Source organism: Rhodococcus coprophilus NBRC 100603 (genome assembly GCF_001895045.1).
Taxonomy (GTDB): domain Bacteria; phylum Actinomycetota; class Actinomycetes; order Mycobacteriales; family Mycobacteriaceae; genus Rhodococcus; species Rhodococcus coprophilus.
The window spans coordinates 91301-108073 of sequence record NZ_BDAM01000011.1 but is presented as its reverse complement, the minus strand read 5'-3'; the positions used below and the strand labels follow the sequence as shown (position 1 = coordinate 108073).

The 16773-nt window shown below is 65.5% G+C and carries 15 protein-coding genes; 10 read left to right on the top strand and 5 right to left on the bottom strand.

Going from position 1 to position 16773, the window contains the following annotated elements; all coding sequences use genetic code 11:
• Positions 1-71: 71 nt before the first annotated feature.
• A complete protein-coding gene (locus RDCOP1_RS18995; protein ID WP_072704152.1) occupies positions 72-1253 on the bottom strand; it encodes a zinc-dependent alcohol dehydrogenase in 1182 nt (393 codons plus the stop codon).
• 148 nt (positions 1254-1401) lie between these two features.
• On the opposite strand from RDCOP1_RS18995, the gene RDCOP1_RS18990 reads away from it, so the two are divergent.
• From RDCOP1_RS18990 to RDCOP1_RS18970, 6 genes are all read left to right on the top strand, one after another.
• Positions 1402-2940 carry an FAD-dependent oxidoreductase gene (locus RDCOP1_RS18990; RefSeq protein ID WP_072704149.1) on the top strand — a complete coding sequence of 513 codons (1539 nt, stop codon included), beginning with the start codon at positions 1402-1404 and terminating at the stop codon, positions 2938-2940.
• Positions 2941-3007: 67 nt separating this feature from the next.
• Positions 3008-3580, top strand: coding sequence for a type 1 glutamine amidotransferase domain-containing protein (locus RDCOP1_RS18985; RefSeq protein ID WP_072704646.1), 573 nt, complete (start codon positions 3008-3010; stop codon positions 3578-3580).
• 68 nt (positions 3581-3648) lie between these two features.
• The gene (locus tag RDCOP1_RS21565; RefSeq protein ID WP_169848929.1) at positions 3649-3801 is read left to right on the top strand and encodes a hypothetical protein; all 153 of its coding nucleotides are present in this window, start codon (positions 3649-3651) and stop codon (positions 3799-3801) included.
• Between the two features lie 49 nt (positions 3802-3850).
• Complete coding sequence (locus RDCOP1_RS18980) at positions 3851-5269, top strand: alpha,alpha-trehalose-phosphate synthase (UDP-forming) (RefSeq protein WP_072704146.1); 1419 nt, start codon at positions 3851-3853, stop codon at positions 5267-5269.
• A gap of 133 nt (positions 5270-5402) precedes the next feature.
• Positions 5403-6080: a PAS and ANTAR domain-containing protein gene (locus RDCOP1_RS18975; RefSeq protein ID WP_072704143.1), complete on the top strand. Its 678-nt coding sequence runs from the start codon at positions 5403-5405 to the stop codon at positions 6078-6080.
• A 216-nt stretch (positions 6081-6296) separates the two neighbouring features.
• Positions 6297-6656, top strand: coding sequence for a hypothetical protein (locus RDCOP1_RS18970; protein WP_072704141.1), 360 nt, complete (start codon positions 6297-6299; stop codon positions 6654-6656).
• A gap of 34 nt (positions 6657-6690) precedes the next feature.
• On the opposite strand, the gene RDCOP1_RS18965 is transcribed toward RDCOP1_RS18970, so the two are convergent.
• Positions 6691-7002 (bottom strand): STAS domain-containing protein, encoded by a 312-nt coding sequence (locus RDCOP1_RS18965; RefSeq protein WP_084722713.1) that lies wholly within the window; start codon positions 7000-7002, stop codon positions 6691-6693.
• Positions 7003-7428: 426 nt separating this feature from the next.
• Here RDCOP1_RS18965 and RDCOP1_RS18960 point away from each other — a divergent pair, with 426 nt between their 5' ends.
• On the top strand, positions 7429-7860 hold the full coding sequence (locus tag RDCOP1_RS18960; RefSeq protein ID WP_072704135.1) for an ATP-binding protein: 432 nt from the start codon (positions 7429-7431) through the stop codon (positions 7858-7860).
• Positions 7857-8639 carry a SigB/SigF/SigG family RNA polymerase sigma factor gene (locus tag RDCOP1_RS18955; RefSeq protein ID WP_072704132.1) on the top strand — a complete coding sequence of 261 codons (783 nt, stop codon included), beginning with the start codon at positions 7857-7859 and terminating at the stop codon, positions 8637-8639. Before RDCOP1_RS18960 ends, RDCOP1_RS18955 begins: the two co-directional genes overlap by 4 nt.
• Positions 8640-8712: 73 nt before the next feature.
• Here the strand turns inward: RDCOP1_RS18955 and metE are convergent, their stop codons facing one another.
• From metE to aceA, 3 genes are all read right to left on the bottom strand, one after another.
• The gene (metE, locus tag RDCOP1_RS18950; RefSeq protein WP_072704643.1) at positions 8713-11004 is read right to left on the bottom strand and encodes a 5-methyltetrahydropteroyltriglutamate--homocysteine S-methyltransferase; all 2292 of its coding nucleotides are present in this window, start codon (positions 11002-11004) and stop codon (positions 8713-8715) included.
• Between the two features lie 106 nt (positions 11005-11110).
• Positions 11111-12007, bottom strand: coding sequence for a 3-hydroxybutyryl-CoA dehydrogenase (locus tag RDCOP1_RS18945; RefSeq protein WP_072704128.1), 897 nt, complete (start codon positions 12005-12007; stop codon positions 11111-11113).
• Between the two features lie 120 nt (positions 12008-12127).
• On the bottom strand, positions 12128-13417 hold the full coding sequence (gene aceA, locus RDCOP1_RS18940; RefSeq protein WP_072704125.1) for an isocitrate lyase: 1290 nt from the start codon (positions 13415-13417) through the stop codon (positions 12128-12130).
• A 460-nt stretch (positions 13418-13877) separates the two neighbouring features.
• Between aceA and ramB the strand changes: the two genes are divergently transcribed.
• Positions 13878-15290 carry an acetate metabolism transcriptional regulator RamB gene (gene ramB / locus RDCOP1_RS18935; protein WP_072704122.1) on the top strand — a complete coding sequence of 471 codons (1413 nt, stop codon included), beginning with the start codon at positions 13878-13880 and terminating at the stop codon, positions 15288-15290.
• A 197-nt stretch (positions 15291-15487) separates the two neighbouring features.
• Positions 15488-16768, top strand: coding sequence for an urea ABC transporter substrate-binding protein (gene urtA / locus RDCOP1_RS18930; protein ID WP_072704119.1), 1281 nt, complete (start codon positions 15488-15490; stop codon positions 16766-16768).
• Positions 16769-16773: the final 5 nt, after the last annotated feature.

The window sequence follows — 16773 nt, the reverse complement described above, 5'->3', positions numbered from 1 at the left end:
TCCGCCCGGAAACTCGGACGCGCCCCACGTCTTGCTCGACGTGGGGCGCGTTTTCGTCCGAGGAGAAGCGATCAGGGGCGCAGAGCGATCTTGATGGCACCGTCCTGTTTCTTCTGAAAGATCTCGTAGGCGTGCGGTGCGTCGTCCAGAGACAGCCGATGGGTGGCGAAGGTGTCCACGCCGAGCGGATCGTCGTCGGTCAGCAGTGGAAGGATCTGCGGCACCCAGTGCAGTACGTTCGCCTGCCCCATCCGCAGACGGATCTGCTTGTCGAACATCGTCATCATCGGCATGGGGTCGGCCATCCCGCCGTATACGCCGCTCAGCGAGATCGTGCCGCCTCGTCGCACGATATCGATGGCCGTGTACAACGCGTGGAGCCTGTCGACTCCGGCCCTTTCCATGACAGGTTCGGCGACCACCGACGGCAGGAAGCCTGCCGCGGTCTGAGCGAACTTGGCGATGGGTGATCCGTGCGCTTCCATCCCCACCGCATCGATGACCGAATCGGCCCCGCGCCCGTCGGTGCGGTCGCGAACGATGTCGCCGAGATCGCCACCGGCCTCGCGGAGATCGATCGTCTCCATTCCGCGCGCAGAGGCCCGCGCAAGCCTTTCGGGCACGAGATCGACTGCGATCACGCGGGCACCACGGTGCATTGCGATGCGCCCGGCCATCTCGCCGATCGGCCCGAGTCCGAGCACCGCCACCGTGCCGCCGTCCGGGATCTCCGCGTACTCCACTGCCTGCCAGGCGGTGGGCAGGACGTCGGAGAGATAGGAGAATCGGTCGTCCGCCGGGCCTTCGGGCACCTTGATGTGGGTCGAGTCGGCGAGCGGCACCCGAAGATACTCGGCCTGGCCTCCCGGCACACTGCCGTACAGCTTGGAGTAACCGAAAAGTGCTGCGCCGCTGCCTTCTTCGCGCACCTGAGTGGTCTCGCACTGGGACTGGAGCCCGTGATCGCACATGAAGCAACTGCCGCACGACATCTGGAACGGGATAACCACCCGGTCGCCTGGGGTCAAGTTCGTGACACCGGCGCCGACTTCTTCCACGATCCCCATCGGTTCGTGCCCGAGAATGTCGCCGGGCGTCATGAAAGCCCCGAGCACCTCGTACAGATGCAGGTCGGACCCGCAGATGTTGGTGGTCGTGATGCGAATGACGGCGTCGGTCGGTTTCTCGATCTTGGCGTCCGGGACATTGTCGACGCTGACCTTGCGCCGGCCCTGCCATGTCACTGCTTTCATCGGGACTCCTCCGCTGTGGATTGCAGGTGGTTCCCGGCTACCCGACACCTACCGGGGTTAACCTCGCCGATCCGGGTATCCGGCGAGGGTGAGATCGCGGACCGGCCGACACGCACCCGCCTGATTCCAGCAACGAAGGAGATCGCACGTGACTTCATTGTGGCTTGCACGCGACGCCGAGGCCGGCATCGAGCCCGGCGACGATTGGACGCAACGACGCGAGGCCTACGACACCGTCGTCGTCGGCGCCGGATTGACCGGAGTCGTCACGGCCCTGCTCCTCGCCAGATCCGGGCAGCGGGTCGCAATCCTGGAAGCACGCGACGTGGGAGCAGTGACCACCGGCAACACCACGGCGAAGGTGAGCGTGCTGCAGGGAACCGCCCTGTCCCAGATCTCGCGGAGGCATTCGCGGCCGGTCGTGCAGGCGTACGTGGACGGCAACCTCCGAGCGCAGGAGTGGGTGGCAGACTTCTGCAGGAACAACCATGTGCCGACGGAAACCGCCGACGCCTACACCTACGCGACGAGCAGCGAGAGTGTGAGCTCGGTGGAGGCGGAGCATCGCAGTTGCCTCGCAGCGGGCCTGCCCGCCCGGCTCGTGACCGAGACCGAGTTGCCCTATCCCGTCACCTCCGCGGTCGTGGTGCCGAACCAGTTGCAGTTCGACCCCATGCCGATGCTCCGCGCTGCCGTCCGGGAGGTTCGGGCCGCCAACAGTGAGCTGTTCACGGGGATTCGGGCCCGTTCGGTGAAGACGGACAAGGCCGGATGCACCGTCGAGACCGGATCCGGGAGCGTGCGCGCCGCACACGTCGTGCTGGCTACCGGCACGCCGATCCTCGATCGCGGCGCGTTCTTCGCGCGACTCGAACCGGAACGCTCGTACGCGATCGCCTTCGAGGTACCCGAGCCACCGCCGACCGGCATGTACCTGTCGGCGGACTCCCCGACCCGCTCACTCCGCACCGCGCCCGCGACGGCTCGTGCCGGAGACTCCGCCCGTGACGGTGGGCGCCTTCTCCTCGTCGGCGGCAACGGCCACGTGGTGGGCCGGCAACAGGGGTCGACCAGCGCTGCGGTGGCGGACCTCGTCGCGTGGACCCAACGTCATTTTCCCGGAGCGAAGCAGGTCGCGCAGTGGTCGGCCCAGGATTACAGCACGCTCGACTCTCTGCCGTACGCGGGCCCGCTGCTCCCGACGAGCGAGCGGTTGTGGGTCGCCACCGGATACGGCAAATGGGGCATGACGAACGCCGTCGCGGCCGCACACCTGTTGACGACCCGGATCACCGGCGCGCATGACCCACAGGTGGAGAAGTGGGCCCCGGCATACGCGGCGTGGAGCCCGTCCCAGGTTTTCGATGTCCCGAGCGCCGTGAAGCTCAACGTGGGGGTGGGCGTCAATCTCGCCCGCGGATGGTGGACCGCCGAGACCCGCACCGACCCTGAATCGTCGCCTGCGGAGGGCGAGGGGCGAGTCGTGAGGGACTGCGGCCGGCCGGTGGGTGTCTCGACGGTCGGCGGCCGGACGCAACGGGTGTCGGCGGTCTGCCCGCACCTCGGCGGGATTCTGCGCTGGAACGACGCAGAGGCCTCGTGGGATTGCCCGTTGCACGCCTCCCGATTCGCCGCGGACGGCACCCTGCTCGAAGGACCCGCGACGAGTGATCTGCATCGTCGATGATCGGCGACGTTTCCGGGCACGCATCCGGGGTAAACGGGATCTGATCGAAGAAAGGCCGGATGAATACATGACCACAGCGCAACAAGGCCGTCTCGCAGGACGCAGGATTGCGATTCTCGCCACCGACGGAGTCGAAGAGGTAGAGCTCGTCGAGCCCAGGAAAGCAGTCGAGCACGAAGGTGCCACCGTCGAACTGCTGTCGCTGAAGAACGGTGAGATCCAGGCGATGAAGCAGGACGTGAACAACGCGGACAGGTATGCCGTGGACCGGACGGTCGCCGACGCGGCGGTCTCGGATTTCGACGGGTTGTTGCTGCCCGGCGGTACGACGAACCCGGATCAGCTCCGGCAGGACCCCGACGCGGTGGCATTCGTGCGGGAATTCGTCGAGGCGGACAAGCCGGTGGGCGTCATCTGTCACGGCCCGTGGACTCTGGTGGAGGCCGGAGTGGTGAACGGCCGCACGTTGACCTCCTACCCGAGTGTGCGCACCGACATTCGCAACGCGGGTGGAACCGTGGTGGACAAAGAAGTGGTGATCGACCGCAACCTCGTATCGAGCCGTAATCCCGACGATCTGCCCGCATTCTGCGCGGCCGTCGTCGACGTGATCGCCGAAGCAGGGCCGAGCCGGGCCTGACCGGCGTAAGACTGACCACACGCCCGATGTCTGCTCCTCCGTGTTGTGACAGAAAGGAATCCTCGACGATGGTTGAGGTCGATGCCCTCCCAGGCCACCAAGCAGGAACGCCCTCGCCCGGGGCGCTTGGCGTACGTTTCAGCACCGCCGAGATCAAGCGCCGGATAGACGCCATGTTCGACGAGGTGCAGGCCGTCGAAGTGAAGCGGCTGGAGGCGTGACGCCCGAAGTGCACCCCACCTGCCTGTATTACCCCGAAAGTGGAACACGATGAGTGAGACGTCGTCGAACGAGTTCGTGGTGGTGGCCAATCGGCTGCCGGTGGATCTGGAGGCTTCGCCGGACGGCGGGCCCGGAGTGTGGCGCCGTAGCCCGGGCGGCCTGGTGACCGCCCTCGAGCCGGTACTCCGGTCCGTCGCCGGAGCCTGGGTCGGCTGGCCGGGTACTCCCGACGTCGACCTCGAGCCCTTCGTCGAAGAGGGTCTGACTCTTCATCCCGTGCAGCTGAGCGAAGCGGAGGTCACGGAGTACTACGAAGGATTTTCCAACGCGACCTTGTGGCCGCTCTACCACGACGCGGTGATCGCGCCGACGTTCGACCGCGACTGGTGGCGCACCTACGAGAAGGTCAACCGCCGATTCGCCGAAGCGGCGGCGCGCGCCGCGGCGCCGGGGGCGACGGTGTGGGTGCACGACTATCAGCTGCAACTTGTCCCCCGCATGCTGCGCGACCTGCGGCCCGACCTGCGGATCGGGTACTTCCTGCACATCCCGTTTCCCCCTACCGAACTGTTCCTCCAGCTGCCGTGGCGTAAGGAGATCCTCGAAGGCCTCATGGGGGCAGACCTCGTCGGCTTCCATCTCCCCGGTGGTGCGGAGAACTTCTTGTACCTCGCCCGCCGTCTCCTCGACCTGCCGAGTTCACCTCGCGGAACGACCGGGGGCGGCACCATCGATCTCGGCGATCGCCGGGTACGTGTCGGCGCCTACCCGATCTCCATCGACTCCACCCAACTGCGCGATCAATCGGTTGCCGCAGCCACAAAGCTGCGCGCGAAGGAGATACGCGCCGAGTTGGGCGATCCGGAGACGATTCTGCTCGGTGTCGACCGGCTCGATTACACCAAGGGAATCAGCGTCCGTCTCGAGGCACTGCGCGAACTGCTCGTGGAGGGCACACTCGACCCAGAGAAGGTCGTCATGGTCCAGCTCGCGACCCCCAGCCGCGAGCGGCTTTCGGCCTATGCCACTTTGCGAGACGACATCGAACGCCAGGTCGGCAACATCAACGGAGAATTCGGGCAACTCGGCCGGCCGGTAGTGCACTATCTGCACCGCCCAGTCGACCGCGAAGAGCTGGTGGCGATGTACACCGGAGCGGATGTCATGGTCGTCACCCCCTTCCGGGACGGCATGAATCTGGTCGCCAAGGAGTACGTGGCCTGTCACGGCGACGGGAGCGGAGCACTCGTCCTCAGCGAATTCGCGGGCGCCGCTGCCGAGCTGCGACGTGCACACGTCGTGAACCCGCACGATCTCGAGGACGTCAAACGCGCCGTGGTCAGTGCCGTCGGGGAAGAGCGCGCGAGCGCCGCCCGGCGGATGCGGTCCATGCACAGACACGTGATGACGCACGACGTGGATCGCTGGGCGAACTCGTTCCTCGCTCAGCTCACCGAGGACCGCTGACCGACCGCCCACCCGGGACGCCCGTCACAAACTTTGTATTCGGCATCCCGCCTCACAATCGCCGTGCTCCGGCGTCACCGCTCTGCTCGAGGCGGTGGCGTCGGACCACGGCGTATATCGCATAATCGAGCCCATGGCGGACCGCAGCAGCACCAATGACCCGTCTCCGGCGGACGGCACTATCGGGGACGGCGCCACCCAGCACGTCGGGAGCTTCAGGTACCTGCTCGCGGACGACACCTGGGAGTGGTCGGATGCCGTCGCCCGGATGCACGGCTACGAACCCGGCACCGTCTCCCCCACCACCGAATTGCTGCTGCAGCACAAGCATCCGGACGACAAAGAGCACATCGCGGTCGTTCTGGAAGCTGTGCGTTCGGTGGGCAAGCCGTTCAGTAGCCGGCATCGCATCATCGACACAGCCGGACAGGTGAAACATGTCGCCGTGATCGGAGATCGGCTGCTCGACGAGGACGGCACGCTGCTCGGAACGTCAGGGTTCTATCTGGATCTGTCGGACGCCTTCGAAGAGGAAGTCCGCGAGGGCGTCGACCTGGCGGTCAACGCCCTCGCAGAGTCCCGCGCCGTGATCGAACAGGCCAAGGGCGCACTCATGCTGGTGTACTGCATCTCGGCTCAGCACGCCTTCGAAGTTCTTGCCTGGCGATCCCAGGAAACCAACGTCAAACTCCGCACGCTCGCCGAGCAACTCGTTGCCGACATCACCTCCGGCCCGGGCACCGAAGCGATGAGCCGGGCAGCGTTCGACCACCTGCTCATGACACTCCACGAACGAGTCGTCGGCGACTGAGCGGATCGGCTGCGTCCGTCAGAGGAGTACCGCGACGATGACCGCCACGCGCGTCGGTCGGGCGCCGCGTGATTAAGTCGCTGCCCACCGGGTAGTCCCCCACTACAACCCTTTTGTACGGATGGCCCGATCCCCGAGCGGGCCGGAGAATTCGTCGGAAGGATCCCGACCGAAAACACTTTCAGCACCGAAAACACTTTCAGCACAGGATATTCCATGACACCTGAAGTGAAGAGCCTTCGACAGGAGTCCCAGGTCGCACGCCGTGCCGTGTGGTACGCCGCGGGAGTGATCGTGCTCGCCGCAACGATCGCAGCCGGTGTGATCGTGTGGTCGGCACTCAGCACCGGCGATGCGTGCGCCGACGCGGATTTTGCGGTCTGCACAGATCCCGCTCGCGCGATCCTGGCATTCGGACCGACGCTCGTCCTGCTCCTCGGCGGACTGGGAGCGTTCGTGCAGACCTACCGGGTTTGGCAGTCTGCCGGCAGATGGCAGATTTGGCAGGGCGCCGGATGGGCGCTCCTCGTGCTGATGATCGTCTACGGAAGCTTCGCCGTGGGGATCGCGACCTGATGCCCGAGCCTGAGTTCGGCGCGCGGAGCCTCAGTCAGGACGCGTGGCCGAGAGCGAGTGCGACGAGAGCGCCGTCGAGCGAGCTATGCGCGGCGATCGGGAGCGTCGGCCCGAGCACGCGGAACAACCGCTGTACGGGCCTGCCTCCGACCAGCGCCCAGCGATATCCGCTACGGGCGCTGCACACCTCCAGGTCTTCGACCACTCTGAGGCCTGCGGCGCCGAAGAAATCGACCTCCGAGAGGTCCAGGACGAGCCGTGACGATTCGAGGTAACGGCAGGTGAAGTCGCGTAATGCGAGGGCGTTGCGAATATCGACATCTCCGACGACGGAGATCTGGATCACGTCGGATCCGATCGCTCGTGCTCTGAATTCTGCTCCGAACGACTGTTCGTCCGAAGCGTCCGAGGGCGCCGGGTGAACGGGCCAGGTCGTAGACCTGAGATGAGGCGATGCGCTTCGCTGAGAAACTGTCATGACACTTCCCAACACAGACGATGTTGTAAGCGCGACGACAACGGTGGCACTCCGGCTACGTGCCGAAAAACCTCGCGGCCGCGTGGCGCTTTCGAGTTCCCGGCTGTGTGCTCAACCTTCGCCCAACAGTAGTGCACCGGGCGGCAGGTCTCAACCGTAACGGACATATGTGCCACCCCCGATGTAGGGATGCGGGCGGTTGAATTCCTGACAGTGTGGGTAGCCTTGCCCTGGACACCGAAGAAACGACCCCCTTGACCTGCTTCTTCCCCCCTGCATGGAGATCAGAACCTCATGGCCAATTCCGCGTCGATCGAATCGGCACGCGACCACACAACCCCGGTAGTAGAACTGCGAGTCCAGGCCGACCCCGCCCAGCTCTCCGTACTACGTGCGGTTGCTGCGGCGATCGCCCTACAGCACGACTTCGATCTCGATACGGTGGCCGATGTGAAACTCGCCGTGGACGAGGCTGCGACCCGCCTGATCATGGGCGCGCCCGACGACGCCACCTTGTCGTGCAGCTTCCAGCTGGTGCCCGGGCGACTCCGCGTCGCCCTGGCCGCTCCCACCGAGAATGCCGCCGCGATCGGGCAGCCCCGCTCGTTCGGCTGGCACGTACTCAACTCCCTGACGGACTCGATCTCGGTGTCGTCGGAAGAGCGGGAAGGTGGCACCGTTTCCACTATCGACATGTCGATCGTGGAAGGTAGTGCCGCTCGGTGAGCCGAAATCCAGCAAGATCGAGCGACGAATACGCCGACGTCACCGAAACCCTGAGCAAGCTGCTCACCCTCGGCCCGGACGATCCCGAGCGTTCGGCGATCCGCGATGCCGTCGTCGAACGGTGCCTGCCCCTCGCCGAGCACATCGCGCGGCGGTTCGACGGCCGCGGCGAGGCATTCGAGGATCTTCTTCAGGTCGCCCGCCTCGGCCTCGTCAATGCCGTCGACCGGTTCGACACCGAACGAGGATCGGACTTCGTCTCGTTCGCTGTGCCCACCATCATGGGCGAGGTGCGCCGCCACTTCCGCGACACCGGATGGGCAGTGCGCGTACCGCGGCGCATGAAAGAGCTTCACCTGTCCTTGAGCAAGGCCACTTCCGAACTCTCCCAGCACCTGGGCCGGGCTCCCACCGCAGCGGAACTCGCGGAGGAACTGGGCATCGATCAGGAAGAGGTCATGCAGGGTCTGGTCGCCGGTAACGCGTACCAGACCGTGTCCGTGGACCGTTCGTCGCCGTCGGGGGACGACGGCCTGACCCTCGCGGACACGCTCGGTGACTACGACGCAGCTCTCGACGAGGTCGAGAACCACGAGGCGCTGCGTCCCCTTCTCGAGGCACTCCCCGCGCGCGAGCGCACAGTGGTGCTGCTCCGGTTCTTCGGGAACATGACGCAGACCCAGATCGCAGAGCGGGTCGGGGTGTCGCAGATGCACGTCTCCCGCCTGCTCACGAAGACCCTCGCGCAACTGCGCGAACAACTCGGCGAGAACTTCTGACCGCTGGCACCGAACATGTCACCGCCCCGACCGGATTCCGGTCGGGGCGGTGACGTTTCGGCAGTGGTGACGGTTACGCGTCGTCCGCCGCTGCTCGCCGGCGGAGTCGCCGGGCCGCAGCCACCAGGTTGCGGAGCGAAGGCTCGAGCTGCCAGTAATGGCGTGTCTTGAGCCCACCGTCCGGATTCGCCCACAAGCGGTCGAGCTCCACGGATTCTGCTGCCTCGGACAGTAGTTCGTCGAGTTCGTCGATATCCGGAATACGCGCGGATCGGGATTCGTACACACCCGGTCCGACACCGTGGGACAGCGGCCGGTCCTTGATGGCTTCGAGAACCCAGCCGATCGATCGCGTCGCCACGATGGCCGTGACGTCCGCGTCGAGTCGCTCGATCGCATCGACCACCGACTCCTGACCCGAATAGGTCAGGTGGGTGTGGATCTGCGTTTCAGGCTTGGCCCCGCCGGTTGCGAGACGGAACGCATCGACCGCCCAGTCCAGGTATTCGGCCCGGCCGTCCTGGCGCAGCGGAAGCAACTCGCGGATGGCCGGCTCGTCGACCTGGATGATCGCGATACCCGCACGCTCGAGATCGCTGATCTCGTCGCGGATCGCGAGAGCCAGCTGATCGGCCGTCTCGTGCAACGGCTGATCCTGCCGCATGTACGAACGGGCCAGCATGGTCACCGGACCGGTGAGCATGCCCTTGACCGGCTTGTCGGTCAACGACTGCGCGAACGAAATCCACTCCACCGTCATGGGTTTCGGGCGGACGATGTCGCCGTACAGAATCGGCGGACGCGTGCACCGCGAACCGTACGCCTGCACCCACCCGTAGTGCGTCGTCGCGAACCCTTCCAGCAGTTCGGCGAAGTACTGCACCATGTCGTTGCGCTCGTGCTCACCGTGCACGAGAACGTCGAGTCCGATGTCCTCCTGCAGACGGATAGTGGACTCGATCGTCTCCTGGATGCGCTTGACGTACTCGTCCCAGGACAGACGTCCCTGCCCCAGATCGTAACGAGCCTTGCGGATCTCGTCGGTCTGAGGAAAGGACCCCAGGGTCGTGGTGGTGACGGGCGGAAGGTTCAGGCGTGCCTGCTGCACCGCACGCCGCTCCTCGTACGGTGCGCGCCGACGATGCTCGGGCGTCAGTGCGTTCATCCGCGCCCGGATTGTGTGCTTCTGCTTGAAATGCACCGACACCGGCGGCTTCCGCCAACGCTCCTCCGCGCCGGTGGTCAGCGCCTTCGCGAGCGAGACCACCTCACCGACCTTCTGCTTCGCGAACGCGAGACGGTCGGCGACGTCGCCGGGAATGTCGTACTCGACGAGCACGTCGTACGGCACGTGCAGCAACGAGCAGGACGTCGAGACGACCAGGTCCGGGGCGACCGCCGCGATCGACTGGATGTATTCGAGGGTGCGACGCCGATCCGACTTCCAGACGTTGCGGCCGTCGACCACACCGGCGTAGATCCGCTTGCGCTTGAGGCCGGGCACGGCAGCGAACTCGGCGGCGCTCATTCTGCCGTTGACGAGATCGAGACCGATCGCCTCGACTTTCGACGCCGCGAGGATCGGAAGTGCCTCACCGAAGGATCCGTACGGCCCGGTGACGAGGATGCGCGGACGCAGCGGCGCGTGTGAGAGCACGTCGTACGCCCGGCGGAACGCCTCCAGCTCCTCTTGGCTGCGATCCTCGGTGAACGACGGCTCGTCGAGCTGGACGCAGGTGGCGCCGGCGCGCGCAAGCTGATCGAACAGCTTCTCGTACTGCGGCAGCAGCGAATCGAGAAGGTCGAGGGTCCGGAAACCGTCCTTCTCGGAGGTCGGCGCGACCTTCGACAGCAGCAGCAGCGAGAGCGGGCCGAGCACGACGGGCCGGAGTTCGATCCCTTCGGCCTTCGCCCGCTCGAACTCGTCGAGCACGGCCGCCGAGTTCAGTTCGAAGACAGTGTTCTCGTCGAGTTCCGGCTGGCGGTAGTGGTAGTTGCTACCGAACCAGCGCACGAGTTCGAGAGGCGGGAAATCCTCGCGTCCGCGGCAGAGCGTGAAGTAGAAATCGAGCGGGTCGAGTTCGCCCAGCAGGGGACGGAACCGCTCGGGGACCGCACCGAACAACAGGGCGTTGTCGAGCACATGGTCGTAGTAGGAGAACGTGTTACCGGGAACCTGGGTGAGACCGGTCGCCGCGAGTTCGCGCCAGGTGTCTTCCTGCAGGTCGCGAGCGACGGCGACGAGTTCGTCGCGCGTGCTCGTGCCGTGCCAGTAGGACTCGAGAGCACGCTTGAGTTCACGGCGGGGCCCGATACGCGGATACCCGAGGATGCTTGACCCGTATCCGTCGGCAGGAGTTGCCATGTCGGAGTCGACCTTTCCCTCATGCACTTCGCGCCCGTGCACCGACGGCCTGTGCGTGAAGCACTGCGTCGGAGCACGGGCGCCGAAGTACGTTGGTGCTGACTGGCTAGCTGGCCTTCTTGATCGTGCGGCCCTTGTCGGCGTATTCGTAGAAGCCGGCGCCCGACTTCTTTCCGACGAGCCCCGCCTCGACCATCCGCTGGAGGAGCGGCGGAGCCGAGTACAGCGGCTCCTTGAACTCTTCGTACATCGAGTCGGCGATTGCCTTGACCGTGTCGAGACCGACCAGGTCGGTCAGTGCGAGCGGGCCCATCGGATGAGCACAACCCAGCACCATCGTCTTGTCGATGTCGTCCTTGGTCGCGAACCCGGATTCGACCATCCGGATCGCCGACAGCAGGTACGGCACGAGCAGCGCGTTGGCGATGAAGCCGGCGCGGTCCGACGAACGGACGACCTGCTTGCCCAGCACGTCGGCCGCGAACGCCTCGGCGCGCCGGGCGACCGTGGAACCGGTCTTCAGCGTCGTGACGAGCTCGACGAGCGGGAGCACCGGCACCGGATTGAAGAAGTGCATTCCGATGACCCGCTCGGGGGCCGCGGTCGCGATGCCGAGCTTCATGATCGGGATCGACGACGTGTTGGACGCCAGCACCGCATTGGGATCGGTGACGATCTTGTCGAGTTCGGCGAAGATCTCGCTCTTGACCTTCTCGTCCTCGACGACGGCCTCCACGACGAGCTGACGGTCGGCGAAGTCACCCAGGTCGGAGGTGAAGCGCAGCCGCCATGCGGCCTGCTCCCGCTCGCGTTCGGTGATCTTGCCGGTGCTCACCCCACGGTCGAGCGACCGGAGGATGCGGGCGCGTCCGGCCGCCGCGAGTTCGCGGGTCTGCTCGAACACGAGTACGTCGACATGAGCGCGTGCGCACACCTCGGCGATACCTGCGCCCATGATGCCGGCGCCGATCACGCCGACGCGCTGAATCTTTTCGCTGGTCACGTCAGCTCCTTCTCGTTTGTCGGGGTCGTGAGAGGTCGTCGCAGAAAGCGCGCACCCCGCGGCGGGATATCGGGGACCTGAGGGATCCCGCCGCGGGGTGGACCTGTCTGGCGCTTGTTCCTAGTGGAACTGGCCTTCCTCGGTGGAGCCCTTCAGGGCAGCCGTGGAGGTGTTGGGGTCGACCGTGGTGGCGATCGAGTCGAAGTAGCCGGCGCCGACCTCGCGCTGGTGCTTGATGGCGGTGAAGCCACGCTCTGCGGCAGCCTTGAACTCGCGCTCCTGCAGGTCGACGAAGGCGGTCATGCCCTCACGGGCGTAGCCGTGCGCCAGGTCGAACATGCCGTAGTTGAGCGAGTGGAAACCGGCGAGGGTGATGAACTGGAACTTGAAGCCCATCGCGCCGAGCTCCTTCTGGAACTTCGCGATGGTCGCGTCGTCCAGGTGTGCCTTCCAGTTGAAGGACGGGGAGCAGTTGTAGGCCAGCAGCTGGTCCGGGAACTCGCTGCGGACGGCCTCGGCGAACTTCTTCGCGACCTCGAGGTCCGGCACGCCGGTCTCCATCCAGATGAGGTCGGAGTACGGGGCGTAGGCCTTCGCACGAGCGATGCAGGGCTCGATGCCGTTCTTCACACCGTAGAAGCCCTCGGCGGTACGGGTGCCGTCGAGGAACTCGCGGTCACGCTCGTCGACGTCGGAGGTGATCAGCGTGGCAGCCTCGGCGTCGGTGCGGGCGATGACGACCGTCGGGACGTCCGCGACGTCGGCGGCGAGACGCGCCGAGGTCAGGGTGCGGATGTGCTGCTGCGTCGGGATGAGCACCTTGCCACCGAGGTGGCCGCACTTCTTCTCGGACGCGAGCTGGTCCTCCCAGTGGGAGCCGGCGACGCCTGCGGCGATCATGGCCTTCTGCAGCTCGTAGACGTTGAGGGCGCCACCGAAGCCGGCCTCGCCGTCGGCGACGATCGGAGCGAGCCAGTTCTCGACCGAGGTGTCACCCTCGACCTTGGCGATCTCGTCGGCGCGCAGCAGCGCGTTGTTGATGCGGCGCACGACCTGCGGCACGGAGTTGGCCGGGTAGAGCGACTGGTCCGGGTAGGTGTGTCCCGAGAGGTTCGCATCGCCGGCGACCTGCCAGCCGGACAGGTAGATGGCCTTCAGGCCCGCGCGGACCTGCTGCACAGCCTGGTTGCCGGTGAGGGCGCCCAGGGAGTTGATGTAGTCCTCGTTGTTGACGAGGTCCCAGAGGATCTCCGAGCCGCGACGAGCGAGCGTTGCCTCTTCGACGACGGTGCCCTGCAGCTTCACGACCTGCTCGGCCGTGTAGTTACGGGTAACGCCCTTCCAGCGGGGGTTGGTGTCCCAATCCTTCTGAATTTCCTCAGCGGTACGCGGGGTGCCGGTGGTCGACATCAAAAAGCTCCACTCTCTCGATCTGAATCCGCCATGGAACGCTCAGCAGTACGTGTGTACGGCTTCACATCCTTCGCGTTCCTTTTCGGATGTACCACTCGACAATGACACAGCTGAAAAACCCCGTCTACCTGTAGCTAATGCCAATCTTGGCTAGGTTCGCGCCCGCTGTTGCAAAGATTGCAAATAAGTGGGCTCGCCAACGACTTGACTCAAGCGGCCAAAGTTACCCACTGGTAGGTTCCTACCTCGGCTTTTGCTCGCTCCACACCTCTTCCCGCTGAGCGGAACGCGAGCGGCCGAACGCCGCCCAGGGTCGCCCCGAAGGTGGGCACCTGTGAGGGCACTCACATCGATGCGAGTCGCTGCGAGGCACCCCGAGGGCGGTCAGGGGCCCCCGTTCTTAACAACCTGCGAACGAGACGTTGCGAAGCAATCGGCCGCCCTTTACCCTGGGCGAATGGCCAAGACCTTCGTCGGCGCCCGCTTGCGCCAGTTGCGCACGGAACGGGGACTGAGCCAGGCCGCACTCGCCAAGACGCTCGAGATCTCCGCCAGCTACCTGAACCAGATCGAACACGATGTCCGGCCTCTCACCGTGCCGGTGCTGCTGCGCATCAGCGAAGTGTTCGGCGTCGACACCACGTTCTTCTCCTCCCAGGACGACACCCGGCTCATCGCAGAGATGCGAGAGGTGGCACTCGACCAGGAGATGGGCATCGAGACCGACGCCCAGGAGATCGCGGAGATGGTCGCGGCGCATCCCAACCTGGCGCGCGCGATGGTCAACATGCACCGCCGGTTCCGGAACACCACCGCGCAACTCGCCGCGGCCACCGAAGATCGATACAGCGACGGCAGCGGCAGCGGCGCCATCACGATGCCGCACGAAGAAGTCCGCGACTACTTCTACCAACGTCACAACTACCTGCACGACCTGGACACGGCAGCCGAGGAACTCGCCAACCGGATCCGGTTCCACCGGGGCGACGTCGGCGGGGAAATCGCCAAGCGCATGCAGACCGCGCACGACGTCCAGATCGTCAAGCGCATCGACCTCGGTGAGAACATCCTGCACCGCTACGACCCGGAGACCCGGATCCTCGAGGTGGCGCCGCAACTGTCGGGCGGCCAGCAGGTGTTCAAGCTCGCCATCGAACTCGCATATCTCGAGTGCGGAGACCTCATCGACCGCCTCGTCGACGAAGGCGCGTTCACGAGCGACGCGTCGCGCGCTCTCGCCCGCCTGGGCCTGGCCAACTACTGGGCTGCCGCACTGCTCCTGCCGTACACGCAGTTCCACGAGATCTCCGAGAACTTCCGGTACGACATCGAACGGCTCTCCGCCTTCTACGGCGTGAGCTACGAGACGATCGCCCACCGACTTTCCACACTGCAGCGCCCCAAGCTACGCGGTGTGCCGTTCTCCTTCGTCCGCGTCGACCGCGCCGGCAACATGTCGAAACGACAGTCCGCTACCGGGTTCCATTTCTCGACCAGCGGTGGCACCTGTCCGCTGTGGAACGTGTACGAGACGTTCGCCTACCCCGGCAAGATCATGACGCAGATCGCGCAGATGCCCGACGGGCGACGTTACCTCTGGGTCGCGCGCACCGTCGAACGTCGTGCGGCCCGATACGGCCAGCCGTCGAAGACGTTCGCGATCGGACTGGGTTGCGAACTGCGCCACGCCCACCGACTCGTCTACGCCGACGGACTCGACCTCGACGAAAGCAACCCCGGCACCCCGATCGGTTCGGGCTGCCGGGTGTGCGAACGCGTCAACTGCCCGCAGCGCGCCTTCCCGCCGCTCGGCAAGGAGATCGACATCAACGAGCATCGCAGTTCGGTCTCGCCCTATCTCGTCCGCTGACGGGACGCGTCACCGCGCGCAAGCGCCGCCCGTAAGGACGATGTAACACAGTCGTCACCCGCGTCATACAACTGTGACCGGGCGATATTCCGACGCAACAACGCCCTTCTAGTGTTTGGCCTCGCGGATACAGAGTTGTATACGCCGCCGGATACACCGGTCCTCTCCGGTCCCACCTTCGAAGGAAGGGCACCTTCATGTCAGTTGCCAGGTCCAAGTTCGCCACTCGCGCCGTCGCGGCGCCCGCCGCGCTGGTCGCAGTCGGTCTCGTGCTGACCGCGTGTGGAAGCCGAGCAGGAGATACCCCGGACACCTCCGCCGGCGCCTCCGGCGACACGTCGTGTGTCGACACCTCGGGCGACACCATCAAGGTCGGCTCGCTGAACTCCCTCTCGGGCACGATGGCCATCTCCGAGGTCACGGTGCGCGACTCGATCGCTCTCGCAGTGGAGCAGATCAACGCGGACGGTGGTGTCCTGGGCAAGCAGATCCAGATCGTCGCCGAGGACGGCGCGTCGGAGCCGACGGTGTTCGCGGAGAAGGCCGAGAAGCTCATCAGCTCCGACTGTGTCGCAGCTGTATTCGGCGGCTGGACGTCGTCGAGCCGCAAGGCGATGCTCCCGGTGTTCGAGGATCGCAACGCGCTGCTGTACTACCCCGTGCAGTACGAGGGACTCGAGTCGTCGTCGAACATCTTCTACACCGGGGCGACCACCAACCAGCAGATCGTGCCGGCGCTGGACTACTTGAAGGAACAGGGCGTCAAGTCCCTGTACCTGGTCGGCAGCGACTACGTGTTCCCGCAGACCGCCAACCGGATCATCAAGGCGTACGCCGAGGCCAACGGCATCGAGATCAAGGGTGAGGACTACACCCCGCTCGGTTCGACCGACTTCTCCACCATCGTGAACAAGGTTCGCACCGCCGATGCGGATGCCGTATTCAACACGCTCAACGGCGATTCCAACGTCGCCTTCTTCCGCGAGTACACCAACGCGGGTCTCAACGCGAAGGACATGCCCGTCGTCTCGGTGTCCATCGCCGAAGAAGAAGTGGTGGGTATCGGCGCCCAGAACATCGAGGGCCAGCTGACCGCCTGGAACTACTACCAGACCGTCGATTCGCCCGATAACACCGCGTTCGTCGAGGCATACAAGGCGAAGTACGGCGCCGACAAGCCGACGTCCGACCCGATGGAAGCCGCGTACACGTCCGTCCACCTGTGGAAGAACAGTGTCGAGAAGGCCGGTTCGTTCGCGGTCGAGGACGTCGTAACAGCCTCCGGCGGAGTTTCTTTCGATGCTCCCGAGGGCACGGTGACGATCGATGGCGACAACCACCACATCACCAAGACCGCCCGAATCGGTGAGATCCGCGGCGACGGCCTGATCTACACCGTGTGGAAGTCCGACGGACCGGTCGACCCCGACCCCTACCTCGAGTCCTACGACTGGGCTGCGGGCCTGTCCGGAAACTAACGCTC

What these genes read in the sequence shown, in the direction of transcription:
- RDCOP1_RS18995 (WP_072704152.1), bottom strand. Translation starts at nt 1,253, where the DNA reads ATGAAAGCAGTGACATGGCAGGGCCGGCGCAAGGTCAGCGTCGACAAT.
- RDCOP1_RS18985 (WP_072704646.1), top strand. Translation starts at nt 3,008, where the DNA reads ATGACCACAGCGCAACAAGGCCGTCTCGCAGGACGCAGGATTGCGATT.
- RDCOP1_RS21565 (WP_169848929.1), top strand. Translation starts at nt 3,649, where the DNA reads ATGGTTGAGGTCGATGCCCTCCCAGGCCACCAAGCAGGAACGCCCTCG.
- RDCOP1_RS18980 (WP_072704146.1), top strand. Translation starts at nt 3,851, where the DNA reads ATGAGTGAGACGTCGTCGAACGAGTTCGTGGTGGTGGCCAATCGGCTG.
- RDCOP1_RS18975 (WP_072704143.1), top strand. Translation starts at nt 5,403, where the DNA reads ATGGCGGACCGCAGCAGCACCAATGACCCGTCTCCGGCGGACGGCACT.
- RDCOP1_RS18970 (WP_072704141.1), top strand. Translation starts at nt 6,297, where the DNA reads ATGACACCTGAAGTGAAGAGCCTTCGACAGGAGTCCCAGGTCGCACGC.
- RDCOP1_RS18960 (WP_072704135.1), top strand. Translation starts at nt 7,429, where the DNA reads ATGGCCAATTCCGCGTCGATCGAATCGGCACGCGACCACACAACCCCG.
- metE (WP_072704643.1), bottom strand. Translation starts at nt 11,004, where the DNA reads ATGGCAACTCCTGCCGACGGATACGGGTCAAGCATCCTCGGGTATCCG.
- aceA (WP_072704125.1), bottom strand. Translation starts at nt 13,417, where the DNA reads ATGTCGACCACCGGCACCCCGCGTACCGCTGAGGAAATTCAGAAGGAT.
- ramB (WP_072704122.1), top strand. Translation starts at nt 13,878, where the DNA reads ATGGCCAAGACCTTCGTCGGCGCCCGCTTGCGCCAGTTGCGCACGGAA.
- urtA (WP_072704119.1), top strand. Translation starts at nt 15,488, where the DNA reads ATGTCAGTTGCCAGGTCCAAGTTCGCCACTCGCGCCGTCGCGGCGCCC.